23 protein-coding genes and 2 riboswitches are annotated in these 26,980 nt (G+C 75.2%); of the genes, 20 read left to right on the top strand and 3 right to left on the bottom strand.

The features are described from left to right. Positions 1-62: 62 nt before the first annotated feature. Positions 63-1,070: an endonuclease/exonuclease/phosphatase family protein gene (locus tag ACPCUX_RS10360; protein ID WP_423388694.1), complete on the top strand. Its 1,008-nt coding sequence runs from the start codon at positions 63-65 to the stop codon at positions 1,068-1,070. Between the two features lie 84 nt (positions 1,071-1,154). Here ACPCUX_RS10360 and ACPCUX_RS10355 read toward each other — a convergent pair whose 3' ends face one another. Then, positions 1,155-3,887, bottom strand: a complete 2,733-nt coding sequence (locus ACPCUX_RS10355; protein ID WP_423388693.1) for an MMPL family transporter — start codon at positions 3,885-3,887, stop codon at positions 1,155-1,157. 94 nt (positions 3,888-3,981) lie between these two features. Further along, positions 3,982-4,704 carry a TetR/AcrR family transcriptional regulator gene (locus tag ACPCUX_RS10350; protein WP_354805762.1) on the bottom strand — a complete coding sequence of 241 codons (723 nt, stop codon included), beginning with the start codon at positions 4,702-4,704 and terminating at the stop codon, positions 3,982-3,984. A gap of 169 nt (positions 4,705-4,873) precedes the next feature. Further along, positions 4,874-4,981, top strand: a riboswitch (SAM riboswitch). Positions 4,982-5,326: 345 nt separating this feature from the next. Here ACPCUX_RS10350 and ACPCUX_RS10345 point away from each other — a divergent pair. From ACPCUX_RS10345 to ACPCUX_RS10265, 17 genes are all read left to right on the top strand, one after another. Further along, complete coding sequence (locus ACPCUX_RS10345; protein WP_423388692.1) at positions 5,327-6,481, top strand: LLM class flavin-dependent oxidoreductase; 1,155 nt, start codon at positions 5,327-5,329, stop codon at positions 6,479-6,481. Positions 6,482-6,498: 17 nt separating this feature from the next. Next, positions 6,499-7,896, top strand: a complete 1,398-nt coding sequence (locus ACPCUX_RS10340; protein WP_163186184.1) for an NtaA/DmoA family FMN-dependent monooxygenase — start codon at positions 6,499-6,501, stop codon at positions 7,894-7,896. Between the two features lie 59 nt (positions 7,897-7,955). After that, the gene (locus tag ACPCUX_RS10335) at positions 7,956-8,852 is read left to right on the top strand and encodes a DUF1684 domain-containing protein (RefSeq protein WP_423388691.1); all 897 of its coding nucleotides are present in this window, start codon (positions 7,956-7,958) and stop codon (positions 8,850-8,852) included. Further along, on the top strand, positions 8,849-9,442 hold the full coding sequence (locus ACPCUX_RS10330; protein ID WP_423388690.1) for a GNAT family N-acetyltransferase: 594 nt from the start codon (positions 8,849-8,851) through the stop codon (positions 9,440-9,442). The genes ACPCUX_RS10335 and ACPCUX_RS10330 overlap by 4 nt, the downstream gene beginning before the upstream one ends. After that, positions 9,439-10,530 (top strand): amino acid ABC transporter permease, encoded by a 1,092-nt coding sequence (locus ACPCUX_RS10325; protein ID WP_076403581.1) that lies wholly within the window; start codon positions 9,439-9,441, stop codon positions 10,528-10,530. The genes ACPCUX_RS10330 and ACPCUX_RS10325 overlap by 4 nt, the downstream gene beginning before the upstream one ends. Continuing rightward, entirely contained in the window at positions 10,527-11,306 is a 780-nt protein-coding gene (locus ACPCUX_RS10320) for an amino acid ABC transporter ATP-binding protein (protein WP_021482208.1), read from the top strand. Before ACPCUX_RS10325 ends, ACPCUX_RS10320 begins: the two co-directional genes overlap by 4 nt. Positions 11,307-11,423: 117 nt before the next feature. Beyond that, entirely contained in the window at positions 11,424-12,446 is a 1,023-nt protein-coding gene (locus tag ACPCUX_RS10315) for an ABC transporter substrate-binding protein (RefSeq protein WP_211932177.1), read from the top strand. Positions 12,447-12,453: 7 nt separating this feature from the next. Next, complete coding sequence (locus ACPCUX_RS10310) at positions 12,454-13,647, top strand: FAD-dependent oxidoreductase (protein ID WP_423388689.1); 1,194 nt, start codon at positions 12,454-12,456, stop codon at positions 13,645-13,647. Then, positions 13,644-14,585, top strand: a complete 942-nt coding sequence (locus tag ACPCUX_RS10305; protein WP_423388688.1) for a nitroreductase family protein — start codon at positions 13,644-13,646, stop codon at positions 14,583-14,585. Before ACPCUX_RS10310 ends, ACPCUX_RS10305 begins: the two co-directional genes overlap by 4 nt. Positions 14,586-14,633: 48 nt before the next feature. After that, positions 14,634-15,890, top strand: coding sequence for an LLM class flavin-dependent oxidoreductase (locus ACPCUX_RS10300; protein ID WP_423388687.1), 1,257 nt, complete (start codon positions 14,634-14,636; stop codon positions 15,888-15,890). 27 nt (positions 15,891-15,917) lie between these two features. Beyond that, a complete protein-coding gene (locus ACPCUX_RS10295) occupies positions 15,918-16,328 on the top strand; it encodes a rhodanese-like domain-containing protein (RefSeq protein ID WP_423388686.1) in 411 nt (136 codons plus the stop codon). Positions 16,329-16,412: 84 nt separating this feature from the next. Beyond that, entirely contained in the window at positions 16,413-17,528 is a 1,116-nt protein-coding gene (locus ACPCUX_RS10290; RefSeq protein ID WP_114553324.1) for an LLM class flavin-dependent oxidoreductase, read from the top strand. Positions 17,529-17,662: 134 nt separating this feature from the next. Next, on the top strand, positions 17,663-18,760 hold the full coding sequence (locus tag ACPCUX_RS10285; protein ID WP_423388685.1) for an LLM class flavin-dependent oxidoreductase: 1,098 nt from the start codon (positions 17,663-17,665) through the stop codon (positions 18,758-18,760). A gap of 177 nt (positions 18,761-18,937) precedes the next feature. Continuing rightward, positions 18,938-19,051: riboswitch (SAM riboswitch) on the top strand. A 103-nt stretch (positions 19,052-19,154) separates the two neighbouring features. Then, complete coding sequence (locus ACPCUX_RS10280; protein ID WP_391513930.1) at positions 19,155-20,783, top strand: ABC transporter substrate-binding protein; 1,629 nt, start codon at positions 19,155-19,157, stop codon at positions 20,781-20,783. A gap of 70 nt (positions 20,784-20,853) precedes the next feature. Further along, positions 20,854-21,807: an ABC transporter permease gene (locus tag ACPCUX_RS10275; protein ID WP_423388684.1), complete on the top strand. Its 954-nt coding sequence runs from the start codon at positions 20,854-20,856 to the stop codon at positions 21,805-21,807. Beyond that, positions 21,804-22,850 (top strand): ABC transporter permease, encoded by a 1,047-nt coding sequence (locus ACPCUX_RS10270; RefSeq protein ID WP_423388683.1) that lies wholly within the window; start codon positions 21,804-21,806, stop codon positions 22,848-22,850. Before ACPCUX_RS10275 ends, ACPCUX_RS10270 begins: the two co-directional genes overlap by 4 nt. After that, positions 22,847-24,637: a dipeptide ABC transporter ATP-binding protein gene (locus tag ACPCUX_RS10265; protein ID WP_423388682.1), complete on the top strand. Its 1,791-nt coding sequence runs from the start codon at positions 22,847-22,849 to the stop codon at positions 24,635-24,637. Before ACPCUX_RS10270 ends, ACPCUX_RS10265 begins: the two co-directional genes overlap by 4 nt. A gap of 76 nt (positions 24,638-24,713) precedes the next feature. Here ACPCUX_RS10265 and ACPCUX_RS10260 read toward each other — a convergent pair whose 3' ends face one another. Further along, positions 24,714-25,199, bottom strand: a complete 486-nt coding sequence (locus tag ACPCUX_RS10260; RefSeq protein ID WP_051028364.1) for a Dps family protein — start codon at positions 25,197-25,199, stop codon at positions 24,714-24,716. A gap of 239 nt (positions 25,200-25,438) precedes the next feature. Between ACPCUX_RS10260 and ACPCUX_RS10255 the strand changes: the two genes are divergently transcribed. Then, positions 25,439-26,464 (top strand): aldo/keto reductase, encoded by a 1,026-nt coding sequence (locus tag ACPCUX_RS10255; RefSeq protein ID WP_423388681.1) that lies wholly within the window; start codon positions 25,439-25,441, stop codon positions 26,462-26,464. A 113-nt stretch (positions 26,465-26,577) separates the two neighbouring features. Next, complete coding sequence (locus ACPCUX_RS10250) at positions 26,578-26,970, top strand: hypothetical protein (RefSeq protein WP_228074943.1); 393 nt, start codon at positions 26,578-26,580, stop codon at positions 26,968-26,970. Positions 26,971-26,980 lie beyond the last annotated feature (10 nt).

Below are 26,980 nucleotides of genomic sequence, written 5' to 3'. Positions count from 1 at the left end.
ATCGCCGGGCGGGCCGGTGGGGCGGGTCGCGGCGGCGGGGCCGGCGCTGCGAGAGTCCGGGCATGACCTCGGCCACCACGCGCCTCCCGCCCGCGCGCGTCACGACGCGGCGCCGACCGGGCGGCCGACCCCTCACGGTCGTGCTCGCCACGGGCGTCGTCGCCGTGCTCCTCCTCACGCTCGTGCGCATGCTGCCCGACGACGCGTGGACGCCCGTCGCGCAGCTCGTCGGGTTCACGCCGTTCGTCGCCCTGGGCGCCGCCGTCGGGCTCGTGCTCACGCTGCTCGCGCGCCGGTGGCTGCTCGCGGCGCTGCTCGCCGTCTGCGTCACCGTGCAGGCGGTGTGGCTCGTGCCCGCGTTCGTGCCCGGCCCCGCGCCGCCCGACGACGCGGTGACGCTGCGCGTCATGGGTGCCAACACCTGGTACGGCGCGGCGGACGCGGAGGCGCTCGTCGATCTCGTCCGCACCGAGGACGTGCAGATGCTCGCCGTGCTGGAGCTCACGACGGACCTGCGCGAGCGGCTCGTCGCGGCGGGGATCGAGGACGTGCTGCCGTACACCGCCGACGGCAAGGTCGGGCGCGGCGCCATGGGCAGCGGGCTGTGGAGCGCGCTGCCGCTCCGCGACGTGGACGTCGAGCCGTTCTCGAACGACGCGATGCCGTCGGCAACGGTGGAGGTCGACGGCGTGCCGGTGCGGGTCACCGCGGTGCACCCGATCCCGCCGATCCCGGAGTACGTCGACATCTGGCACGAGGAGACGGACGCGCTCGCCGAGCGCGCGCACGGCGACGCGCTGCCCCAGGTGCTCGTCGGCGACTTCAACTCCACCCACGACCACGCGACGTTCCGCCGGCTGCTCGGCGACCGGTTCCACGACGCGACGCGTGCCTCGGGCGGCGGGCTCGACCTGTCGTGGTCGCCGCGCCCCGGCGTCGTGCCGCCGGTGCTCAACCTCGACCACGTGGTGACCGACCGTGAGAACGTCGTGACCGACGTCGGCTCCCTGCACGTCGTGGGCAGCGACCACCGCGCGATCGTCGCGACGGTGCACGTGCCCCGCCCCTGACGACGACGGACCCGGCACCACCGGCCGACGAGCGGGCTCGCTCGTCGACCGGTGGCACCGGGTCCGGTGCGGGGCTCCGCGGCCTCAGCCGCGCGCGGTCTCCGGCTCGGTCGCGTCCGGGCCGGTGGTGCCCGGCTCGGTGCCGGCGTCGGGCGCGCCGCCCTGGGCCGCCGGGTCGGTCGACCCGTCGAGGTGGTGCGGGTGCCGGCGCTCGAGCGCGGCGCCCTCCACGTCGACGTCGGGCAGGATGCGGTCGAGCCAGCGGGGGAGCCACCACGCCTTGTCGCCCACGAGGTGCATGAGCGCCGGGACGAGCAGCATCCGCACGACGAACGCGTCGACCAGCACGCCGAACGCGAGCGCGAACCCGATGGGTCGGATCATCGCGCTGTGCGAGAAGACGAACCCGCCGAAGACGGAGATCATGATGATCGCCGCGGCCGTCACCACGGCCCGGCCCGCGCGGACGCCCTGCACGATCGCGACGCGCGCGGGGGCGCCGTGCGCGTACGCCTCGCGCATCCCCGAGCCGAGGAAGAGCTGGTAGTCCATCGCGAGGCCGAACAGGATGCCGACGAGGATCGTGGGCAGGAAGTTGAGGATCGGGCCCGGCGTCTCGACGCCGAACACCCCCGCGAGCCAGCCCCACTGGTAGATCGCGACGACCCCGCCGAGCGCGGCGAAGTACGACAGGATGAACCCGAGCGTCGCGACGACAGGCACGAAGATCGACCGGAACACGAGCACGAGGATGACGAGCGACAGCCCGACGACGACCGCGAGGTAGATCGGCAGCGCCTGCGCGAGCTTCTCGGAGATGTCGATGTTGCCGCTGGCCGAGCCCGCGACGCCGAGCGTGACCTCGCCGTCGAGCGGCTCGAGGGCGCGCAGCGCGTGCACGAGCTCCTCGGTCGACTCGCTCGTCGGACCCTCGGCCGGGATCACCTGGAACGCCGCGACCGTGCGGTCCTCGGACGTCCCGATCGGGGCGACGGCCACGACGTCGTCCTGCGAGAACAGCTCCTCGGCCACGCCGACCTGGTACTCGAGCGCCTCGGCCTCGGTGGGCTCGCCGGGGAGGTCGGCGACGACGAGCAGGGGTCCGTTCGTGCCCTCGCCGAACTCCTCGGCGACGGTCGAGTACGCGCGGTACTGCGTGGAGTCGTGCGCCTCGGACGAGCCGTCGGGCAGGTTGGTCCGCAGGTCGAGCGCGGGCAGGGCGATCACGCCGAGCGCGACGACGGAGAGCAGCGCCGTCCCCACCGCGCGGACGGTCGACATGGGGCGCACGGGCTCCGCGGCGGGCAGGCCGCCCGCGGCGCCCGGCTCCGACGACGCGGTACCGGCCGACGCGCCGGCCGCCGCACCCGTCGACGCGCCCGTCGACGCGCCCGTCGTCGCGGCGGTCCCGGCGAGCGCGGCGCGCTCGCGGCGGCTGAGGATCCGCGGGCCGATCATGCCGAGCAGGGCCGGCGTGAGCGTGACGGCGATGAGCACCGCGATCGCGACGCACAGCGCACCGACCGTGCCCATGAGGCCGAGGAACGGGATGCCGGTGACGTTGAGCGCGAGCAGCGCGATGAGCACCGTCGCCCCGGCGAACACGACCGCGTTGCCCGACGTGCCGTTCGCGAGCGCGATCGACTCGTGCAGCTCGTCGCCCTGCTTGAGCTGGCGCCGGTGCCGGTTGACGATGAAGAGCGAGTAGTCGATCCCGACGGCGAGCCCCAGCATGAGGCCGAGCACCGGCGTCACCGACGACATCTCCACGACCCCGGACAGCGACATCGCGGCGAGCGCGCCGATCCCGACCCCGATGAGTGCCGTGAGGATCGGCAGGCCGGCGCCCACGAGCGTCCCCAGCATGACGACGAGCACGATCGCCGCGACGACGAGGCCGACGGCCTCGCCCACGCCGAACACCTGCGGCACGCCCTGGGCGATGTCGGACGAGAAGTCGGTCTGGACGCCGTCGACGGGGTCGTCGGCGAAGACGGCCACGAGGTCGTCCTTCGTCTGCTGGTCGATGCTCATGTTCGGCTCGGTGAACGTCACGTTCGCGACCGCCGCGCTCCCGTCCGTGGACACGAGGCGGATGTCGGACGCCATGTCGAGCAGGGGAGCGGAGAGCTCGAGCTGCGCGGACTGCTCCTCGAGCGTCGCGCTCTGGTCCTCCAGCGCGGCGACCTGCTGGTCGAGCGTCGTGGCCTGCGACTCGAGCGTGGCGCGGCCCGCGTCGATCTCGGCCTGCTGCGCGTCGAGCTGCGGCGCGGCCTGCTCCAGCGCGCCCGCAGCCTCCGCCTGGGCACGTGCGGTGTCGAGCTGGGCCTGGCCCGCGTCGAGCTGGGCGCGCGCGGCGTCGACCTGCTCCTGCGCGGCGGCGAGCTGCGCGCGGCCGTCCTCGATCTGCTCGCGTCCCGCGGCGATCTGGGTGCGGCCGTCGTCGATCTGCTTCCGCTGGTCGGCGAGCTCCTCCTGCGTCGCGAACGGGTCGACGACCGACGCGACGCCGTCGACCTCCTCCGCCGCGGCGAAGCGGTCCGCGATCGCCGCCTCCTGCTCGGGCGTGAACGGGGCGCCGTCGTCCGTCGCGAAGACGATCGTGCCGCTCCCGCCCGACGCCTCGGGCAGCGCGGTCTGGAGGCGCTCGGTGACGTCGGCGGTCGGGGTGCCGGGGATCGAGAAGCTGCTGGCGAGCGTGCCGCCGAACGCGACGAACGCCGCCCCGGCGAGCACGAGCACCGCGAGCCACGCGGCGAGGACGGTCCGCGCGCGGCGCGCGCACGCGCGGCCGAGGCGGTAGAGGAGTTCAGCCATGAGGGTCCTTCGGTGGGAGTCCGGTGGCGGGTGTGCCCGGGGTGGCGGGGGTGATGCTGCGGGAGAGGTGGTCGCGGGGAGGGTGCGGCTCGCGTCAGGCGGGGTCCGCCCAGCCGGCGCGGATCCGTTCGACGAGGCGGTCAAGCAGGCCCGACCACACCGCGCGCGAGGCGTCGTCGTCGGCGGCGCCGGTCTCGGCCCACCAGCGCCGCTGGATGACGAGGACCCCGGCCATGAGCGCGCCCACGAGCATCTCGATCTCGAGCGGGTCGACGTCCGGGTGCCGGCGCGTGGTCGCCGCGACGAGGCGCTCGGCGAGGTGGGTGAAGGTGCGCACGACCATCGTCGTGACGCGCGGCGTGGGCTCGGTCGCGGTACCGCCGAGGGCGCGCGTGAGGTAGGCCATGGGGCCGACGAGGTCCGTGCCGCGCAGCGCCGCGGTGACGTCGTCGAGGGGCGTGGGGCGGTCGGTGCCCGGCTCGGCCGCGCTCGCCCCGAGCGTCTCGACGACGGTGCCCAGCACGTCCTCGCAGACCTCGACGACGACGTCGTCGAGCGACGCGAAGTGGTTGAAGATCGTGCGGCGCGCGACGTCGGCGCGGGCCGCGAGCTCGTCGACGGTGAAGCGCGCGCCGCCCTTCTCCTCCATGAGCGTCGCGGCGGCGGCGACGATCGCACGGCGGTGGCGGGCACGCAGGGCCGCGCGACGGTCGGGAGCCGCGGCGTCCGGGCCGGGGACGTCCGCGCTCGGCGCGTCCGGGGTCACGGCGCCCGTCGCGGGCGCGGTCGGGCGCTCGGGTCCGGGGAGGAGAGGCACCTCTTGACACTAGGTGCATCGATGCACTCGGTGCAAACGGCGGCCTCCGCTGCTCAAAGTTGACCGATCGAGTCCAGTATGTGGGAAGGTCCCGGCGGTGCGTTGACACCCTCTCCGACCGCTCGTAGGTTCCCGGCAACCGAGGTCCACGGACCCCGGCACAGGACACGGTCATGAGCTCCGACGCGAAGCCCCGGCTCGTCGGACGGCAACCCTCCCGCGCGGCGGGGTGCCCCGGGTGAGGACCAGGTCCCGCGTCGCGCGGCCTGCGCGGTGCGGGGCAACACGCGGCGCCCGGAGACGGGCACGAAGGAGACGGACGATGGACCGGCGAGAGTCGAGCACCGCGGTGAGCACCCCGCACGCGCCGACGTGCCCCTGTCCGGTCGGCCCTGCGGCCGCCGTCTCCTGTCCGGTCGGCGCCCCCGCGCGCGTCACCTGTTGTCGCTGACGACGCCCCGCTCCTGACGCTGCGCGCCCTCGCGCGCACGCCCTGACGGGCCTCCCTCCGGCCTCCCCGGCCCCGCCCTGCCGTCCCGCGGCGGGACGACCCTGCCCACCCTCGGCACCCCGCCGCGCCCTGAGCGCGCCGCCGGCGCCTGTCCCAGAACGGATCCTCGCGATGCCCGACCCCCGCCCCGCCCGCACCGTCCACCTGGGCGTCGACCTCACCGACGCCGGTGCGCACCCCGCCGCCTGGCGGACCGTGGGCTCCCAGGCCCAGCGCCTGTTCGACGCCAAGCGCCTCGTCGAGCTCGTGGCCACGGCCCAGCGCGGCCTGCTCGACCTCGTCACGCTCGACGACGCCTTCACCCTCCAGCCGGGCCGCAACGGGTCCGTGCGCGGCCGTCTCGACGCCGCGCTCGTCGCGTCCCGGCTCGCGCCGCGCAGCGCGGGCATCGGCCTCGTCCCGACCGTCACCACCACGCACGCCGAGCCGTTCCACGTCTCCAAGGCGGTCGCGACGATCGACCATGTGAGCTCCGGCCGCGCGGGATGGCAGGTCGGGTGGTCCACGACCCCGGCCGAGGCCGCGGCCTTCGGGCGCAAGGGCGCCCAGGACGAGCCCGACGCCGTGGCCGAGGCGGACGAGGCGGTCGAGGTCGTCACGCGGCTGTGGGACTCGTGGGAGGACGACGCCGAGATCCGCGACGTCGCGACGGGCCGGTTCGTGGACCGCGAGAAGCTGCACTACGTCGACCACGAGGGCATCCGGTTCGCGGTGAAGGGGCCGTCGATCACGCCGCGCCCGCCGCAGGGCCAGCCGCCCGTCGTCGTGCGGGCGAGCACGCCGGCGTCGCTCGACCTCGCGGCCCGGCGGGCCGACGTCGTGCGGGTCCGGGCGGCGACGCGGGACGAGGCGGTCGCGCTGCGGGCGCAGGTGCGCGACACCGCCGCGGAGGCCGGGCGCGACCCCGACACGCTCCGGGTCCTCGTGGACGCCTACGTCGTCGTCGGCGACACGCGAGCGAGCGCGCAGGCCCGCCTCGACCTGCTCGAGGACCTCGAGGGCGTCTCGTGGGACACCGACTCGCTGACGCACGTCGGCACGGCGCGCGACCTCGCGGCGACGGTCGAGGAGTGGGCGCACGCCGGTGCCGCCGACGGCTTCCTGCTGCGGCCGTCGTCGCTGAGCACGGACCTCGACGCGATCGTCGACGGGGTCGTGCCGCTGCTCCAGGGCGTGGGCCTGTTCCGCACCGCGTACCCGGGCACGACGCTGCGCGACACGCTCGGCCTCCCGCACCCCGCGAACCGCTACGCGGCGATCGCCTGAGCCCGGACGGACGCGACATGAGCACCCGACCCCGCAAGCAGATCCACCTCGGCGCCCACTTCCCGGGCGTCAACAACACCACCGTGTGGAGCGACCCCCGCTCGCGCAGCCAGATCGACTTCGCGTCGTTCGAGCACCTCGCGCGCCGCGCCGAGGAGGCGAGGCTCGACTTCTTCTTCCTCGCCGAGGGCCTGCGCCTGCGCGAGCACAAGGGCCGCATCCACGACCTCGACGTCGTCGGCCGCCCCGACACGCTGCCCGTCCTCGCCGCGCTCGCCGCCGTCACCGAGCGGCTCGGCCTCGCGGGCACGATCAACACGACGTTCAACGAGCCGTGGGAGCTCGCGAAGCAGTTCGCGACGCTCGACCTGCTCTCCGAGGGCCGCGCGGCGTGGAACCTCGTGACGAGCCCCGACGCCTTCACGGGCGCCAACTTCCGCCGCGGCGGGTACCTGCCCTACCCCGAGCGGTACGCGCGGGCGGCCGAGGTCGTCGAGGTCGCGCGCGCCCTGTGGGACTCGTGGGACGACGACGCCGTGCTGGCCGACCGGATCGCGGGCGAGTTCCTGCGGCCCGGCGCGGTGCGGCCGGTCGCGCACCACGGGACGTACGCGGACGTCGTCGGGCTGTTCGAGACGCCGCGCGGCCCGCAGGGCCACCCCGTCCTGTTCCAGGCGGGCGACTCGGCCGACGGGCGCGACTTCGCCGCCGCGACCGCCGACGTCGTGTTCTCCGCGCACTCGACGTTCGACGCCGGGCGCGCGTTCTACGAGGACGTCAAGGGGCGGCTCGCGGCGCACGGGCGCGAGCGCGACTCCCTGAAGATCCTGCCCGCGACCGTCGTCGTGCTGGGCGACACGCCCGCCGAGGCGGAGGAGCGCGCCCGGGAGATCCGGCTCCAGCAGGTCTCGGGCCCGACGGCGATCGCGTTCCTCGAGCAGGTCTGGGGCCGCGACCTCGAGGCGTACGACCCCGAGGGCCCGCTGCCCGACGTCGACCCCGACACCGAGAACCTGTCGATCACGCGCGGCCGGGTGCGGCACGCGAAGGACCCGGCGGCGGTCGCCGCGGCGTGGCGCGAGCAGGCCGAGGCGAACGGCTGGTCGATCCGCGAGCTCGTCATCCAGGTGACGTCGCGCGGCGGGTTCGTCGGCACGCCGCAGCAGGTCGCGGACGACATCGACCGCCACGTGCAGGAGGACGCCTCCGACGGCTTCATCCTCGTGCCCCACCTCACGCCGGGCGGGCTCGACGACGTCTTCGACCAGGTCGTCCCGCTGCTCCAGGAGCGCGGCTCGTTCCGCACGGAGTACGCGGGCACGACCCTGCGCGAGCACCTCGGCCTCGCCCGCCCCGGCGCGACGCGCGGCGACGGCGAGCCCACGACGGCGCACCCCGCCGAGCTCGTCGGCTGACCGCCGCCGGCACCGCGGCGACCACCGCACCGACCACCCGCACCGACCTCGGAGGACCCATGAGCACGAGCACGCCGACCGCCACGGGCGCCGTGGCCACCGCACCCGCCGACCCCGTCGCGTCCGCGTCGCCCGACGCCGCCGCGTGGGCCGCCTGGCACGCCGACCGCGAGGACGGGCTGCGCCCGCCGCACGGCTGGCTGAGCCTCGTCGCGTACCACGCGCTCCCGGCCGAGCCCGCCGCCCTCCCGGGTGTCCCGGGGCTCTGGTGGGCCGACGCCGACGGCGCGCACCACCGCGCGGACGAGGGCGGCGCCGTCCGGACGACGGGCAGCGCCGTCGGGACCGTCGTCGTCGCGGAGGGCGGGTCGACGCTCGCGGGCACGTTCCTCCCGGACGGCCGGGACGCGGGCGACCCGTCCGACGGCGGCGAGACGCGCGAGGTCGCGGTGGAGGTCGTGCGCCGCACGGGCCGCTACGCCGTCCGCGTGCGCGACCCGCTCGCCCCGGCCCGGACGGCGTTCGACGGCGTCCCGACGTTCGCCTACGAGCCCGCCTGGGTCGTCGACGCGCCGGTGCGCTGGTACGACGCGCCGCGGCCCGTCGTCGTCGGCGCCGCCCGGCCCGGCCTCGTGCACCACGTGCGCACGGTCGGCGAGGTCGACCTCGTCGTCGAGCGCGACGGCACCCGGCGCGGCGCGACGCTCGCCCTCACCGGCGCGCCGGGCGGTGCGGTGACGCTGCTCTTCAGCGACGAGGCGGACGGCGTCGCCCCCTGGCGGGTCCTGCGCGTGGACGCCGACGCGGTGCCCGGCACCGCGGGGAGCGTGCGCCTCGACCTCAACCGGGCCGTCAACCTGCCGTACGCGTTCAGCGACTTCGGGACGTGCCCGGCGCCGGTCGAGGGCAACCACGTGCCGTTCGCCGTCACCGCGGGCGAGAGGGCACCCCGGTGACCGCGGTCGCCGCGCGCCCCGCCGGGCGGGGGACGCGCGAGGTCCGGTCCGTCGCGATGCACGACCCCCTCGTGCGGCCGCTGCTCGACGAGCTCTCCCACGAGTACTGGACGCGGTACCAGCGCGTGCTCAGCGCCGAGGAGCTCCGCGCCGAGATGGAGCACTACCCCGCGCAGGACTTCGCGGCGCCGCACGGCGAGCTCGTGCTGGTGCTGGAGGACGGCGAGCCCGTCGCGGGCGGCGCGTTCCGCCGTCGGGCCGAGCCGGAGCTCGGCGACCCGGCGCGCCTCGCCCGGCCGGCCGCGCGCCGCGCCGACGGGACGCCCGCCGTGCGCACCGCCGAGCTCAAGCGGATCTGGACGCACTCGGCGCACCGGCGCCGCGGGCTGGCGCGCCTCGTGCTCGCCGAGCTCGAGCGCCGGGCCGTCGAGCGCGGCTACCGGCGCGTGTACCTCACGACGGGCCCGCGCCAGCCCGAGGCCGCCGGTCTGTACCTCGCGACCGGCTACACGCCCCTGTTCGACACCGGGACCGATCCCGAGGAGATCGGCCCGCTCGCCTTCGAGAAGTGGTTGGAGGTCGCGCCATGAGCACCGTGTCGCTCCCGCAGGACGAGTCCCGGCAGCTCGCGCCGCCGTCGGGCCGGCACCCCGCCGACCCGCGCGGCGGTGTCGAGGACGCGCTGCCGCTCGAGAGCCTGCGCATCGTCCCCGCCCGGCACCCGGGCCGCTGGGTCGCGACGGCCGGCGTGGCCGTGCTCCTCGCCATGGTCGTCAGCTCGCTCGTGACGAACGACCGCTGGGAGTGGGGCGTCGTCGCGCAGTACCTCACCTGGCCCTCGATCCTCGAGGGCGCGTGGGCGACGATCCGGCTCACGCTCGTCGCGTCGGTCGTCGGGTTCGCGCTCGGCACCGTGCTCGCGCTCATGCGCCTGTCGCGCTCGCCGCTCCTGCAGTCGGTCTCGTGGACGTACACGTGGGTGTTCCGGTCCGTGCCGCTGCTGCTGCAGCTGTTGCTCTGGTACAACCTCGCCTACCTGTACCCGTACCTGAGCGTCGGCATCCCCTTCGGGCCGGAGTTCCTCTACTTCGACACGCTGTCCGTGATCGACAAGTTCTGGGCCGCGATCCTCGGGCTCGGGCTCTCGCAGGCCGCGTACTCGGCCGAGATCGTGCGGGCCGGGATCCTCTCGGTCGACCAGGGGCAGCAGGAGGCCGCCGCGTCGCTCGGCATCCCCAAGCGCCGCCAGGTGAGCCGCATCATCCTGCCGCAGGCGATGCGCTCCATCATCCCGACGGCCGTCAACGAGGTGATCGGGCTGCTTAAGGGCACGTCGATCGTCTACGTGCTGGCGTACGGCGAGCTGTTCTACATCGTCAGCGTCATCTACGGCCGCAACGGCCGCGTCGTGCCGCTGCTCATCGTCGCGTCGATCTGGTACCTCGTGCTCACCACGCTCATCACCGTCGTGCAGTACTACGTCGAGCGGCACTACGCGAAGGGCGCGGTGCGCACGCTGCCCCCGACCCCGCTGCAGAAGGCGCGGTGGACCGTGCTCGTCTGGGCGTCGCGGCTCTCCGGCCGCCCCGTGCCCGACGCCGTCCCGCCCGCGTACGCGGCCCGCGCCCGGGTGGGCGTGCTGACCCGCACCGCGCGCACGTCGGGAGGTGCGGCATGAGCGCCGACGTCGCGACCGCCGGGCTCGTCGAGATCCACGGCGTCCACAAGAGCTTCGGCACCCTCGAGGTGCTGCGCGACGTGTCGCTCACCGTGCCGCCCGGGTCCGTGACGGTCGTGCTCGGCCCGTCCGGCTCCGGGAAGTCGACGCTGCTGCGCGCGATCAACCACCTGGAGAAGGTCGACAAGGGGTTCATCTCGCTCGACGGCGAGCTCATCGGGTACCGCCGCAAGGGCAGCACCCTGCGCGAGCTCAAGGAGCGCGAGATCCTCGGCCAGCGCACCCAGATCGGGTTCGTCTTCCAGAGCTTCAACCTCTTCCCGCACCTCACCGCGCTCGAGAACGTCGTCGAGGCGCCGGTCTCCGCGCAGCGTCGGCGCCGCGAGGACGTCGAGCCCGAGGCCCGCGCGCTGCTGGAGCGCGTCGGGCTCGCGGACAAGGCCGACGCGCGACCCCGCCAGCTCTCCGGCGGGCAGCAGCAGCGCGTCGCCATCGCCCGTGCGCTCGCGCTGCGGCCCAAGGTGCTCCTGTTCGACGAGCCCACCTCGGCGCTCGACCCCGAGCTCGTCGGGGAGGTGCTCGAGGTCATCAAGGACGTCGCGAGCACCGGCACGACGCTCGTCGTCGTGACGCACGAGATCGGCTTCGCCCGCGAGGTCGCCGACACCGTCGTGTTCATGGACGACGGCGTCGTCGTGGAGCAGGGCACGCCCGCCGAGGTGCTCGACCACCCGCGCCACGACCGCACCCGGGCCTTCCTCCAGAAAGTCCTCTGAAACCCACCCGACGTCCACCGACGCCCGCCGTCGTGACCCGCGACCGGCCGCCCGGCCGTCCCGCACACCCGCACTCCCTGCGTCACCCCGACGCACCACCCGAGAGGTAGGACTCACGTGACCGCAACGACCACCCGCGCCCGCGCCCCCCGCGCGCTCGCCGCCCTCGCCGTCGTGCCCCTGCTGGCGCTCGCGGCCTGCTCCGGGGTGAGCACCGAGGCCCCGGCCGCGGCGGACGAGGGCGCGGCGACCGACGAGAGCACGACGTCCGTCTCGGACGCCCTCGACGTGAGCACGAGCCCGGACCAGGACCGCATCCGCACCACCGAGTCGGCCGAGGCCGTCGCGCTCCTCCCGGACGCCTGGAAGGACAAGGACGAGCTCGTCGTCGCGATCTCCGCGGGCGCGGCGCCGCCGCTCGGCTTCCTCGCCGACGACGACGAGACGCCCATCGGCAACGAGACCGACATCGCGCAGCTCGTCGCCGACGCGCTCGGCAAGGACCTGCGCCTCGAGGTCAAGGCCTGGGCCGACTGGCCGCTCGCGCTCGGCTCGGGCGACGTCGACGCCGTGATCTCCAACGTCACGGTGACCGAGGAGCGCAAGGAGACCATCGACTTCTCCACGTACCGCAACGACGAGCTCGGCTGGCTCGTGGGCGCCGACTCCGACATCACGTCGATCACGAAGCGCGAGGACATCGCGGGCAAGGTCGTCGCCGTCGGCTCCGGGACGAACCAGGAGAAGATCGTGCTCGAGTGGGACCGCCTCAACCAGGAGGACGGCCTCGAGCCCATCCAGGGCCCCGAGTACTACGAGCAGTTCTCCGACGTCCTGCTCGCGCTCCAGTCCGGGCGCATCGAGACGTACGTCGGCCCCAACGCGTCGCTCGCGTACCAGGCGGCGATCTCCCCGCAGGACTTCAAGGTCGTGGGCACTCTCAACGGCGGCTGGCCCGACACGGCGCAGATCGCCGTCGCCACGAAGAAGGGCAACGAGGCGGCCCCGGCCATCACCGCCGCGATCAACCACGCCATCGAGGACGGCACCTACCTCGAGGTGCTCCAGCGGTGGGGCCTGGAGTCCGAGGCCGTCGAGGAGTCGCAGACCAACCCGCCCGGCCTGCCGAAGACGGAGTGACCCGCGCATGACCACCAGCACCCAGCACGTCGACCACCTCGTGGTCGGGGGCGGCGTCATGGGCTCGGCCGCGGCGTGGCAGCTCGCCCGGCGTGGGCGCGACGTCGTGCTGCTCGAGCGCTTCGCACCCGGGCACGCGCACGGCGCCTCGCACGGGACGTCGCGCATCTACCGCACGACGTACGCCGAGCCCGAGTACCTCGACCTCGCGCAGGAGGCGCTGCGCCTGTGGCGCGAGGTCGAGGACGAGACCGGGACCGAGCTCCTCGACGTGACCGGCGGCGTGAGCCACGGGCGTCGCGACGGCGCGGCCGAGCGCCGCGTCGACGCGATCGGCGCCGCGTTCGCGGCCCGCGGGATCGAGCACGAGTGGCTCGACCCCGCGGCCGCGGCCGAGCGCTGGCCGGGGCTGCGGTTCGAGGGCCGGGTGCTGCACGAGGTCGCGACGGCCGGCCGGCTCCACGCCGACCGGGCCGTCGCGGCCCTCCAGGGGGCCGCGGCCGCGCGGGGCGCCGACGTGCGGCACGAGGTCGCCGTCCGGCACGTCGAGCGCGTCCCCGAGGGCGTGCGCGTCGTCACCGACGGCGCCGACGTCGTCGCGCGGGTCGTCGTCGTGACCGTCGGGGCGTGGAGCGCGGGTCTGCTGGGTTTCCCGGCGGGCGGCCTGCTCGGGCAGGAGCTCCCGCTCGTCGTCACGCAGGAGCAGCCCGCCCACTTCGCGCTCGCCCCCGGCACGTCGCCCGCGGGGTGGCCCGCGTTCACGCACGACGTCGGTCCCGGCACCGCGTGGCCGAGCGGCGTCTACGGGCTCGCGACCCCGGGCGAGGGCGTCAAGGTCGGCTTCCACGGCGTCGGCCCCGTCGTCGACCCCGACCGGCGCTCCTACCGGCCGGAGCCGGGCCAGCTCGCCGCGCTGCGCGACTACGTGCGGACCTGGCTGCCCGGCCTCGACCCCGACGCCTACGTCCCCGTGAGCTGCACGTACACCACGACGCCGGACCACGACTTCGTGCTCGACCGGCGCGGCCCGGTCGTCGTCGGCGCCGGGTTCTCCGGCCACGGCTTCAAGTTCGCCCCGGCCGTCGGGCGCGTGCTCGCCGACCTCGCGACCGCCCCCGGCGCCCTGCCCGACGGCGGCACCGCCGCCGAGCGGTTCGCGCTCGCCCGCCTCGCCGCACTCCCCGAGAGGACCGCCTCGTGACGATCGCTCCCGCACCCACCGCCGGGGACGCTGCGGCTCCGGCCGCGGACCCCGGGACGCTCCCCACGCCGCCCCACGACACCGACGGCGCCCGCGCCGCGCTCGCGGCGCGGTACGGCGTCGACCCCGCCGGGGTCGAGGACGTCGCGCCCGGCGCGGCCGCGGGCCTGGCACCCGCCGCGGACCGTCCCGGCACCGTCCTCGCGACGCAGCTGGGCCACCGGACGGTGCGCCGCTACCGCACCGACCCGCTGGCCCACCACGTCGTGCCGACGCTCGTCGCCGCCGCGCAGTCCGCCCCGACGTCGTCGAACCTCCAGCTCTGGAGCGTCGTCGCCGTCACCGACCCCGCGCGCAAGGCGCGGCTCGCCGCGCTCGCGGGCGACCAGGAGCACGTGCGCACCGCGCCGCTGCTGCTCGTCTGGCTCGCCGACGTCGCGCGGGCCCGCGCTCTCGGCGAGCGCGAGGGCGTCCGGCTCGAGGCGACCGACTACCTCGAGACGACGGTCGTCGCGTTCCTCGACGCCGCGCTCGCCGCGCAGAACGCCGTCGTGGCGGCGGAGTCGCTCGGTCTCGGCACCGTGTACATCGGCGCGCTGCGCAACCACCCCGCCCAGGTCGCGGCCGAGCTCGGCCTGCCCGAGGGCGTCGTCGCGGTCGTGGGGCTCGTCGTCGGGCACCCCGACCCCGCGGGCGGGGAACGGGTCAAGCCGCGGCTGCCGCAGGCGGCCGTCCTGCACGCCGAGCGCTACCGCGCCGTCGGGCAGGACCAGCACGTCGCGGCGTACGAGGAGCGCATCGCGCCCTTCTACCGCGAGGAGGGGCTCGACGGCGGCTGGCGCGACCGCGTCGTCGACCGCCTGCGTGTCCCTGGCGCCCTGCGCGGGCGCGCCCACCTGCGCACCACGCTCGCCGCGCTCGGGTTCCCGTCCAAGTAGCCCGGCGACCGCGTCGCCCCGAGCCACCGCACCCCACCAGAGGAAGCCATGTCCCACCAGCACCCGCACCCGACCGCAACCCCCGGCGGGCCGCGACCGGCGTCCGGCCGCGTCCCGCTGTCCGTGCTCGATCTCGCGATCGTCCCCGAGGGGGCGACGGGCCAGGACGCGGTGCGCCGCGCCGTCGGGCTCGCGCGCGACCTCGACCGGCTCGGCTACCACCGCGTCTGGTACGCCGAGCACCACCTGTCGCCCGGCGTCGGCTCGGCGTCGCCCGCCGTGCTCGCCGCCGCCGTCGCGGCCCGGACCGAGCGCATCCGCGTCGGCAGCGGTGCCGTGCTGCTCAGCACGACGAGCCCGCTCGTCGCCGCCGAGCAGTTCGGGACGATCGCCGCGCTCCACCCGGGCCGCGTCGACCTCGGGCTCGGCCGCGCGTTCACGCCGCCGACGGGGGAGAAGGGGGCCGGGGCGCCGCGGCGGGCCCGGCCCGCCACCGGGCCGCGGGTCGTCGACGGGCTGTACGTGCCCGGCGCGCCGCCCGCCGACGTGAACGACTCCGTGCTGCGCGAGCGCATCCTCGCGCAGAAGCGGATCGTCGGGGCGTCGCGCACCCCGGCGAGCTTCCGCGACGAGCTCGAGCTCGTGCTCGGCCTGCGCGCGGGGACCTACCGCGACGAGCGCGGGACGTCGTACGTGAGCCCGCCCGTCGAGGGCGCCGACTGGGACCTGTGGGTCCTCGCGTCGAGCGCGGGCGAGAGCGCGCGCGTCGCGGGCGAGCTCGGGCTGCCGCTCGCCGCGAACTACCACGTGGCGCCGTCGGCGACGCTCGACACCGTCGCCGCGTACCGCGAGGCGTTCCGGCCGGGCGTGCTCGACGAGCCCTACGTCGTCGTGTCCGCCGACGTGCTCGTCGCCGACACCGTCGAGCGGGCCCGCGAGCTCGCGACGCCGTTCGCGGACTGGGTGCTCTCCATCCGCAGCGGCGCCGACGGCGCGATCGCCTACCCGGAGCCGGGCACGTCGCCCGCGTGGGAGGAGCGTCCGGAGGCGGAGCGCGCGCTCGTCGCCGACCGCGTCGACACGCGCATCGTCGGCGACCCCGAGACCGTCGTGCGGCGGCTCGAGACCCTGCGCCGCGCGACCGGCGCGGACGAGCTCCTCGTCACCACCGCGACCCACGACGCCGACGACGCCCGACGCTCGTTCGCGCTGCTCGCCGAGCACTGGTTCGCAGACGCCTCGGGCAGCGGCGACACCACGACCGCCACCCCCGACGTCGCACCCGCGCTCGCCGCCACCCGCTGACACCACCACCCCGCGAAGGAGACACCGATGACCACGACCCCGCCCCTGCGGGCCGCGACCGACGCCGCCGCCCAGGTCGCCGACGGCGCGCTGCTGATCGACGTGCGCTCGGCCGGCGGTCGCGCCGCGCACGGCGAGATCCCCGGCGCCACGCTCGCCGACCGCGACGACCTCGACGCCCTGTTCGGCCCCGCCGACGCCCCGGTGATCTCGCTCGACACGCCCGTCGTCGTCGTGTGCGGGTCGCCGAACGGCTCCGGGCCGGTGGCCGAGGCGCTCGCGCGCCGGGGGTACACGCACGTGTCCCACGTCGACGGCGGCTTCCCCGCGTGGAAGGAGGCCGGCCTCCCGGCGTCCGACCCGGTCGGGGCGGCCTCGGAGCCCGCGCCCGCGGGGCCCGCGGCGTCGCCGGACCCGACGGCGCCCGCCCGGCCCTGAGCCGGCGGCCGGACCGTGCCCTGCACGTCCGGTCCACGCACCACCGCACGACGCACCACCCGCACCGACACCACGGAGACCCTCATGCCCGTCGAGTTCCTCGGCATCGCCACGACCAACGACGCGTCGGAGACCGCCGACCGCACGACCGCCGCGTTCGACCCCGCCTACCTCGAGCGTCTCGTGCGCGCGCACGAGGACAACGGCTGGACGCGCGTCCTCTTCGCGTACGGCTCCTCCGGCCCCGAGCCCGCCGCGCTCGCCGCCTACACCGCCGCGCGCCTGCAGTCGATCGAGCTGCTGCTCGCGCACCGGCCCAACGTGTCCTACCCGACGTACGCCGCCAAGACGTTCGCGACGCTCGACCAGCTCTCCGGCGGGCGGCTCTCCGTGCACTTCATCACCGGCGGCAACGACCACGAGCAGGGCCGCGAGGGCGACACGCTGACCAAGGACGAGCGGTACGCGCGCACCCACGAGTACATCCAGATCGTCAAGCAGGCCTGGTCGAGCGCCGAGCCGTTCGACCACCACGGGCCGTTCTACGACTTCGACGACTTCGTGCTCGACGCCAAGCCGTTCGAGGGCCGCACCCCGACCATCTCGTTCGGCGGGTCGTCGGACGCCGCGTTCCGCGTCGGCGCGGCCGAGGCCGACATCTACGCCGTCTGGGGCGAGCCGCTCGACCGCACCGCGGAGCAGATCGCGCGCGTGCACGCCGAGGCCGCCGCCGCGGGCCGCACGACGCCGCCGCGCATCCACGCCGCGTTCCGGCCGATCGTCGCGCCGACCGAGGAGCTCGCCTGGGAGAAGGCGCACCGCATCCTCGACCGGATCGAGGCGCGCAAGGCCGCCGCGGGGGGCCAGCTCAGCCGTCGGCACCCGATCGACAAGCCCGAGAACGCGGGTTCCCAGCGCCTGCTCGAGATCGCCGCCCAGGGCGAGCGCTTCGACACCGCGCTGTGGACCGCGACCGCGAAGGCCACCGGCGGCGCCGGCAACTCCAACGCGCTCGTCGGCACGCCCGAGCAGGTCGCCGAGGCGCTGCTCGCGTACTACGACCTCGGCGTCCGCGTCATCTCCGCGCGCGGCTACGACCTGCTGGACGACGCGGTCGACTTCGGTCGCTACGTCATCCCGCTCGTTCGCGAGGAGGTCGCGAAGCGCGACGCCGCCGCCGCCGAGGCCGCCGCGGCCTGACAGATCGGCAACCCCGCCCCGGGTCGGCAGCTCCGGTCGGGTTCGGCACCTGCGCGTGCCGATCACGACCGGAGCTGCCGAACGCGCCGGTACCGGCCCCCCGAACGACGACACCGACAGCAAGGAGCAGGACCGTGCGGTTCCAGGTACTCGACATCGTGTTCAACCCGCCCCACCCCGTGACCGGGGAGGCGGTCGCGCCGTCCGACCGGTTGAACCGGGTCGTGGACACGGCGGTGCTGGCGGAGAAGCTCGGGTTCGACTCGTTCGCGGTGGGGGAGCGGCACGCGGGAGAGGTGCTGTCGTCGGCGCCGACGGTGATCCTCGGCGCGGTCGCGGCGCGGACGTCGCGCATCCTGCTGAGCACGGGCGTCACGGTGCTGTCCCTGCTCGACCCGATCCGCGTCGCCGAGGACCTCGCGACGGTCGACCAACTGAGCCGCGGGCGGCTGGAGATCGTCATCGGCAAGGGCAACGAGGTGCTGCAGTACCCGCTGCTCGGGCTGGACCTCGACAAGCAGTACGAGTACCTCCAGGAGAACTACGAGCTGCTGCGCCTGCTGCTGTCGGAGGAGGACGTCAGCTGGAGCGGGCGGCACCGCCACGCGCTGGAGCACGCGACGACGCTGCCGCGGCCGTTCGCCGGGCCGTTCCGGATCTGGCACGGGTCGGCGACGTCGCGCTTCGCGGTCGACCTCGCGGCCCGGTACGGGGACCCGATCGTCAGCGCCAACGCGTTGCAGCCGCGCGAGAACTACCAGGTGCTCATCGACCGCTACCGCGAGCAGTACGCGGCGCACGGGCACGACCCGGCGTACGGGTTCGTCGGGTCGGGCTCGGGCGGGCTGTTCCTCGCGGACACGACGGAGGAGGCGATCGAGCAGTACCGCCCGATCTACGAGGGCCAGGTCGCGGCGGCGGCGCGCCGGGGGTACGGGCCGGACGCCGTCGGGAAGGCACCGAGCTTCCGGACGGTCGAGGACGCCGTCGAGCGCGGGCCCGCGCTCGTGGGGTCGCCGGAGCGCGTGGCGGAGAAGATCCTCGACTACCACGCCTCGTACCGGCACGACCTGCAGTCCGTCTCGGTGAACCACCTGATCCCCGCGGCGCAGCAGGAGGACGTGCTGCGCCGGTTCGCGGAGGAGGTCGTGCCCGTCGTGCAGGCCGAGGTGAAGACGGACCTGTGGAGCCCGGCCGACACCCGCCGCGCGGCGGGGTTCACCGCGGCCTGAGCGATCGCCGGACCGGAGGGAGGGGCCCGTCTCGCCCGGCGAGGCGGGCCCTCGCCGTGCTCGTGGCAGCCCCGGCGACGGGTCACGACGACGCGGAGCAGGAAACAACCGTCCGTCTGGCGGGACGGCCGTCTCGATACTTGACTCACCTGGTCGAGATTGTCTTTCCTGCTCCCAGGTGACGAGCGTCAGCACGCAGGCCCGGCTCGCTGACCAGCAACCCTTCGACGTGACGGGGTGCTCCGGGAACGACCTGACCGCGTGGCTCCCGCCGCGCGGTAAGCACGGCACCCCGGTGGGTCCCCCGCCGCGCCGGCCCTGGGCCCGGCACGGTCGACCACCGGCGCCGGACGACCGCCGGTCCTCAGCCGGCACACGAGGAGAGCAGCACGACATGATCCCCACACCTCACCGACGCCGGTCCCTGACCGTCGCCGCGGCGGCCGCCGCGACGGGCCTCCTGCTCAGCGCGTGCGCGGGCGGCGGCTCCGGCGCGTCCGACGGCGACGGGTCGCCCAGCCCGTCCGGCGAGCCCGTGACGGGCGGCGACCTGACGTTCGCCCTCACGGTCGACTCGCACTGCATCGACCCGCAGCAGGTCGGCAACAACGACGCCATCGCGGCGGCCCGCCAGACCGTCGCGTCGCTCACGGCGCAGGACCCGGAGTCGGGCGAGATCCTGCCGTGGCTCGCGGAGAGCTGGGAGGTGAACGACGACGCGTCGAGCTACACGTTCCACCTGCGCGACGACGCGACGTACGCCGACGGCACGCCGATCGACGCCGAGTCGGTGAAGACGAACTTCGACGCGATCGTCGCGCTCGGTGCGACGGCGTCGCTCGGGTCGCAGTACCTCGTCGGCTACGAGGGCACGACCGTCACCGACCCGCAGACCCTCACGGTGGACTTCGCGGAGCCGAGCGCGCAGTTCCTCCAGGCGACGTCGACGTTCTCGCTCGGCCTCCTCGCCCCGTCCTCGGCCGACCTGAGCGTCGAGGACCGCTGCGCCGGGAAGTTCGTCGGCTCCGGCCCGTTCTCCGTGAAGTCGTACACGCAGGACCAGGAGATCGTGCTCGAGAAGGTCGCGGGCTACGCGTGGGGCTCGGAGGCGAGCGACCACCAGGGCGAGGCCTACCTCGACACGGTGACGTTCAAGGTCATCCCCGAGGCGAGCGTGCGCAGCGGCAGCCTGCAGTCGGGGCAGATCGACGCCACGGCCGCGATCTCGACCGTCGACCTCCCGCAGTTCGACGGGAACGGGTTCTGGCTCGAGTACCGCGCCAACCCGGGCGTCGTGTTCAACCTCTTCCCCAACGAGTCGAGCCCGCTCGCGGGCGACGAGGCCGTGCGGACGGCGATCCTCCAGGGCATCGACCGCGAGCAGATCGCGGACACCGTGCTCAGCGCGCAGGACGAGCCGGCCACGAGCGTCCTGTCGCACTCGACGCCGCTCTACGAGAGCGTCGCGGACGAGCTCGCCTACGACCCCGAGGGCGCGAAGAAGATCCTCGACGACGCGGGCTGGGTCGAGGGCGCCGACGGCGTGCGGGAGAAGGACGGCCAGAAGCTCTCCACGACCGTGACGTTCTGGCAGGTGCCGGAGCCGCTCGAGCTGGTCCAGCAGCAGCTCGCGCAGATCGGCGTGGACCTCCAGCTCCAGCACGTGACCGTCGCCGAGTCGCAGGCGATCAAGGAGAGCGGCGACTTCGACTTCGACTACTACAACCTCACGCGCTCCGACCCGGACGTGCTGCGGACGATCTTCTCGGCGAACGCGCGCAACATCAACCAGCGTGACGCGGAAGAGGTCGACGACCTGCTCGACGCGTCGGCCGCGGCGACCGACCCGGCCGAGCGGCAGGAGCTCGTCACGGAGGCGTCGCGCCTGCTCGTGCAGAAGGGGCACGCGATCCCGGTCTACGAGCTCTCGACGACCATCGCGGCCGCCGACACGGTCCACGGCCTGACGTTCGAGGCGTCGTCGCGCCTCGACTTCTACGACGCCTGGGTCACCCAGGGCTGACCCGCCGGGCCCGCCTGCCCGACGCCGCGGCGTCGGGCAGGCAGGCATCCCCCAACGAAGGAGGCCGACCATGGGCCGGTACGTCCTGCGTCGCGCCGGGCAGGGCCTGTTCGTGCTCTGGGCGGCGTTCACCATCTCGTTCTTCGTCCTCTACCTGCTGCCCAGCGACCCGGCCGCGCTCATGGCGAGCGGCGGAGGCGAGGCGGACCAGGTGGACCCCGCGCTGCTCGACGCCCTGCGCGCCCAGTACGGCCTCGACCGGCCCGTGCTCGTGCAGTACGCCGACGCGCTGTGGCACGCACTGCGGCTCGACTTCGGGACGTCGTACGCGTCCGGGGCGCCCGCGACGCAGCTCGTGCTCCAGGCGCTCCCGGAGACGCTCCGGCTCACGGCCGCGGCGCTCGTCCTCGCCGTCGTGGCGGGCGTCGGCATCGCGATCGCGAGCACGTTCCCGCGCGCGGCCTGGCTGCGCCACGCGCTCGCGTCGCTCCCTCCGCTCGGCGTCGCCCTGCCGCCGTTCTGGCTGGGCCTCCTCCTGCTGCAGTGGTTCTCCTTCCAGCTCCCGCTGTTCCCCGCGATCGGCAACCAGGGCGCGATCAGCCTCGTGCTGCCGGCGATCACGCTCGCCGTGCCGGCGAGCGCCGCGCTCGCCCAGGTGCTCGCGCGGAGCCTGCGCGGGACGCTCGGCGAGCCGTACGTGGAGACGGCGCGCGCCAAGGGCGCGAGCCGCGCGCGCGTGCACTTCCGTCACGCGCTGCGCAACGCCGCGATCCCCGCGCTGACCGTGCTGGGGGTCGTCGTGGGCGGGCTGCTCGGCGGCACGGTCGTCACCGAGACGGTGTTCTCGCGCGCGGGCCTGGGACGGCTCACGGTGACGTCGGTGGACGCGCAGGACATCCCCGTGGTGCAGGCGGTCGTCGTCCTCTCGGCGCTCGTGTTCGTGGTCGTCACGCTCGTGGTCGACCTGCTCTACCCCCTGCTCGACCCCCGGATCGACGCTCGACAGAAGGCGGTGGCCGCATGAGCACCAGGCCGGGAGTGCGCATCGTGCTCCGGGACGAGGCCCGGGTCGCGGACCGTGCCGCGGTGGCGGACGTGCCGCCGTCGGGCGCGCTCGCCCCCGACGCCCCGCCCGCCGACGCGCCCGAGGGACGCACGCCCGCGGAGATCGAGGTCGAGGACCGCGAGGACGCGCGCGCGATCCTCCGGCACGGCCGCGTGCGGACCCGGGGCACGGCGGGCCGGTGGCGGCGCGGGGCGCGGTACGCCGTGCGGCGTCCCGGGCTGGTCGTCGCGGTGCTCGTCGTCCTGCTCGTCACGGCGTGGGCGGTCGTCCCGCAGCTCTTCACGTCGTACGACCCGCTGACGGGCGTGCCCGCGGACCGGCTGCAGCCGCCGTCGGGCGCGCACCTGTTCGGCACCGACCACCTGGGGCGGGACGTGTACGCGCGCGTCGTCCACGGCGCGTCGGCCTCGCTCGGCGCGACCGTCATCGCGGTCGCGGTCGGGCTCGTCGCCGGGTCGCTGCTCGGCCTGCTCGCGGGATTCTTGCGCGGGTGGGTGGACGACGTCGTCGGCCGGTTCGTCGACGTGCTGCTCGCGATCCCCAGCATCCTGCTCTCGCTCGCGATCATCACGGCGCTCGGGTTCGGGACGGTCAAGGTCGCGATCGCCGTCGGCATCACGAGCGTCGCGACGTTCGCCCGGGTCATGCGGGCCGAGGTCCTGCGCACCTCGACGTCGGTGTACGTCGAGGCGGCCCGCGCGTCGGGGGTGCGCTGGTACGGCGTGCTGGGGCGGCACGTGCTGCCTAACTCGACGGGACCGGTGCTCGCGCTCGTCGCGCTCGAGCTCGGCACGGCCGTGCTCGCCATCTCGGCCCTGAGCTTCCTCGGCTACGGGACGCCGCCGCCCGCGCCGGAGTGGGGGTCGCTCGTCTCGGGCGGGCGCGACTACCTGGCCACCGCGTGGTGGCTTACGACCATGCCGGGCCTCGTGATCGTCGCCGTCGTGCTGTCGGCGAACCGCATCGCGCGGGCCCTGGAACGGACCGGAGGGGACGCATGACCGCCACGACGCCGACCACCCAGGAGCGTCCCGGCCCGACGTCGGGCGAGGCGCCCGCGCTCGAGATCCGCGGTCTGGAGGTCGCCTACCGCACGCGCGACGGCGGCTCGTACGCCGCCGTGCGCGGCGTCGACCTCACGGTCGGGCCGGGCGAGGTCGTCGCGCTGGTGGGCGAGTCCGGGTCGGGCAAGAGCACGACGGCGCACGCGGCCCTGCACCTGCTCGCGCGCGGGGGCGAGGTGACGGCAGGGACCATCCGCCTCGGCGGCCGCGACGTCGGACGGCTCTCCGAGAAGGAGTGGCAGCAGGTGCGGGGCCGCGACGTCGGGCTCGTGCCGCAGGACCCGACGGTCTCGCTCAACCCCGTCACGCGCGTGGGCGACCAGGTCGCGGAGGTGCTCGTCATCCACGGGCTCGCGCGGCGCAAGGAGGCGCGCGAGCGTGCGGTCGAGCTGCTGCGCCAGGCCGGGATCGACGACCCGGAGGCCCGCGCGCGGCAGTACCCGTCGCAGCTCTCCGGCGGGATGCGCCAGCGCGTGCTCATCGCGATCGCCGTCGCGGCCCGGCCGCGCCTCGTCGTCGCGGACGAGCCCACGAGCGCGCTCGACGTGACGGTCCAGCGCCGCATCCTCGACCACCTCGACGGACTCGTGCGCGACCTCGGCACCGCCGTCCTGCTCATCACGCACGACCTCGGCGTCGCGGCGGACCGCGCCGACCGCATCGTCGTCCTGGAGCACGGGGTCGTCGTCGAGGAGGGCACGGCCGACCAGGTGCTGCACGACCCCCGCCACCCGTACACCCAGCAGCTCATCGCGGCGGCGCCGAGCCTCGCGAGCTCGCGCCTCGTCGCAGGCGGCACCCCGGAGACGGCGCCGAACGACGGCGTCGTCCCGCGCGCCGACGCGAGCCGCGCCGCGGTCGCGAGCCGCGCCGTCGACCAGGGGATCGCGGTGCCCGACGCCGCCGGCCCGGACACCGCGAGCGCGCCCGTCCTCGCGGTGCGGGACCTGCGCAAGGAGTTCACGCTGCCGCGCGGGTCGGCGCACCGGACGCTCGTCGCGGTGGACGGCGTGAGCCTCGCGGTCGGGCGCGGCGAGACGTACGCGCTCGTGGGGGAGTCCGGCTCCGGCAAGAGCACGACGGCGCGCCTCGCTCTCCGGCTCGAGCGGCCCACCGCGGGCACGGTGGAGTTCGCCGGCGAGGACATCACGACGGCGCGCGGCGAGCGGCTGCGGTCGCTGCGCCGCGGCTTCCAGGTGGTCTACCAGTCCCCGTACGCGTCGCTCGACCCGCGGTTCACCGTCGAGCAGATCGTCACCGAGCCGCTCCGGGCGTACCGGGTCGGGTCGCCGTCCGAGCGGGCGGACCGGGCGCGTGCGCTCGTCGAGGACGTCGCGCTCCCGCCCGACGTGCTCCGCCGGGGACCGCGCGAGCTCTCGGGCGGGCAGCGCCAGCGCGTCGCCATCGCGCGGGCGCTCGCCCTGAACCCGGCGCTCGTCGTGCTCGACGAGCCCGTCTCGGCGCTCGACGTGTCCGTGCAGGCGCAGATCCTCGAGCTGCTCGTGCGGCTCCAGGCCGAGCACGGGCTCGCGTACCTGTTCATCTCGCACGACCTCGCCGTCGTGCGGCAGGTGTCCGACCACGTCGGCGTCATGCACCGCGGGCGCGTCGTCGAGCAGGGGGCGGCCGAGCAGATCCTGCTCGACCCGCAGGAGGAGTACACGCGTGAGCTCGTCGCGGCCATCCCCGGCCGCCGCGCGCGCCAGGGGCGCACGGCGAGGTAGAACGGCCCGTCGCGAGGTAGCACACGGCGTGCTCTACCTCGCGACGGGCCGTTCTACCTCGCGGCGGCGGGCCGGGTCAGGCCTCGCGGTTCTCCGAGGAGAGGAACCAGGCCTGCTTCTCCAGGTCCGCGATGATCTCGTGCAGGATGTCGGCGCTCGTCGGGTCCTCCGCGTCGACGTCGTCGTGCACGGCGCGGACGACCTCGACCGTCTGCGCGATGCGCTCGACGACCGCGTCGACCGTGTCGCCGACCGACACGAGGCCGGCCGGGTACGGCGAGAGGTCCGTCGTCGTCGCGACGGTCTCGGTGCGGCCGTCGGGCACGACCTGGAGCGCGCGCATGCGCTCGGCGACGGTGTCGCTGTGCTCGCGCGCGGCGTCCACGACGTCGTCGAGCTGGAGGTGCAGGTCGCGGAACCCGCGGCCCGTGACGTTCCAGTGGGCCTGCTTGCCCTGGACGTGCAGGTCGACGAGCGCGACGAGCACGCGCTGCAGGTGGGCGCGGAGCTTCTCCGACGCCTCGAAGCGGGCCGTCGTGCGGTGGATGGTGGGTGCGGACATGGTGCTCCTCGCTCTCTCGGGGGTCGCCCGGAATCGTGCGGCGGTCACCCGGCTTCCGTCGGTGCCGTTCACTTGAACGATTCCAGACTAGGTCGCATTCCGCGCGCCCGCCAGCAAGGAGAGGCGTGCCTGACCTGCGGCGGGGCTCGTCCCGCGGCACGGCGCGTCACGTCCTCTCGCCAGGTGAGAGGACGGCGTCCGCCCTTGCCCCCGGCGGCGCGCGGTGGTCCGCTGGGGCCATGACCGACACCTCCCGGACCCCCGCCCCCGGCACCCTCCCGTCGCGCACGCTCGGCACCGGCGAGGCGGCGCTCGCCGTCTCCGCCGTCGGGTTCGGCGGCATGTCCGTCACCGACGCCTACGGCCCCGCGGACGCCGCGGAGGCGGAGGCCGTGCTGCGCCGCGCGCTCGAGCTCGGTGTGACGCTCTTCGACACGGCCGACGTCTACGGTCACGGCCGCAACGAGGAGCTGTTCGGCCGGGTCCTCGGGCCGCACCGGGACGAGATCGTCCTCGCGTCGAAGTTCGGGCTCCCGCCCGCGGGCGGCCACCCCGACGGGCGTCCGGTCGACGGCCGCCCCGAGTACGTCCGTGCCGCGGTCGACGCGAGCCTGCGCCGCCTCGGCACCGACCGCCTCGACCTGTACTACCTGCACCGTGTCGACCCCCAGGTGCCGATCGAGGACACGGTCGGCGCGCTCGCCGGCCTCGTGGAGGCCGGGAAGGTCCGCGGCATCGGTCTCTCGGAGCCGTCCGCCGCGACCGTGCGCCGCGCGCACGCCGTGCACCCCGTGACGGCCGTGCAGAGCGAGTACTCGCTGTGGACGCGCGACCCGGAGGACGAGGTGCTGCCGACGCTGCGCGAGCTCGGGGTCGGCTTCGTGCCCTTCTCGCCGCTCGGCCGGGGCATCCTCACCGGGACCGTGGACGCCACCGACGGCTTCGCGGAGGACGACGTGCGCCGCGCCCACGCCCGGTACGCCGGCGAGGCGTTCGAGCACAACCGCGGCCTCGTGCGCTCCCTGGAGCAGCTCGCCGCGGAGCACGGCGTCACGACGGCGCAGCTCGCGCTCGCGTGGCTCCTCGCGCAGGGCGACGACGTCGTCCCGATCCCGGGGACGAAGCGCGTCGCATACCTGGAGCAGAACGTCGCGGCGGCCGCGGTCGAGCTCACGCCGGACGACGTCGCGACGATCGGCGCGGCGATCCCGCGCGCGGCCGTCCAGGGCGTGCGGCACCCGCAGCCGGACCTCCTCGACGGCTGACCTGCCGCGCGGGCCGGCGGCGAGGGCAGGGGGCCGCCCACCCTGCCTCGCGGGGCCGGGGAGACCTAGACTGGAGAGGTCCTGTGGGTCTCCCCGCGCAGAGGTCGGCTCCGATGTCGTGGCTGCTCATGATCTGGTGCGCGACGGCGTGCACGGCCGCCGCCGCGTGGTGGGTGCTGCGCCGGGCCGGGCGACCTCCGAGCCACCGGGCGGGCGGGCGCCGTCGTGCCGCCGCGGCCCCGGACCCGCTCACGACGCTCGCGCTCCAGGTGCGGCTCACCGCGCTCGCCGCGGAGCTCCGGCGCATCGAGGCCGACCCGGACGTCTACGCGCGCGCCCACCACTACCTCGCGGTCCAGGGCGCCTACGACGCGCTGCTGCGCGAGGCCTGCCGGCTCACGGGGCTCCCGGTCGCGGACGCGCCCCTGCGCGCGGGCTTCCGCACCGGCGACGACGAGCGGTTCCGCGAGGAGCTCGAGCTCAGCGCGCGCGGCTGGAGCTGGTGACGGACCACCC

Source organism: Cellulosimicrobium sp. AB352 (assembly GCF_049538415.1).
In the GTDB taxonomy this organism is placed as follows: Bacteria; Actinomycetota; Actinomycetes; order Actinomycetales; family Cellulomonadaceae; genus Cellulosimicrobium; species Cellulosimicrobium funkei.
Note: the sequence above shows the minus strand (reverse complement) of the source record. Positions and strands in the feature narration are given on the sequence as shown.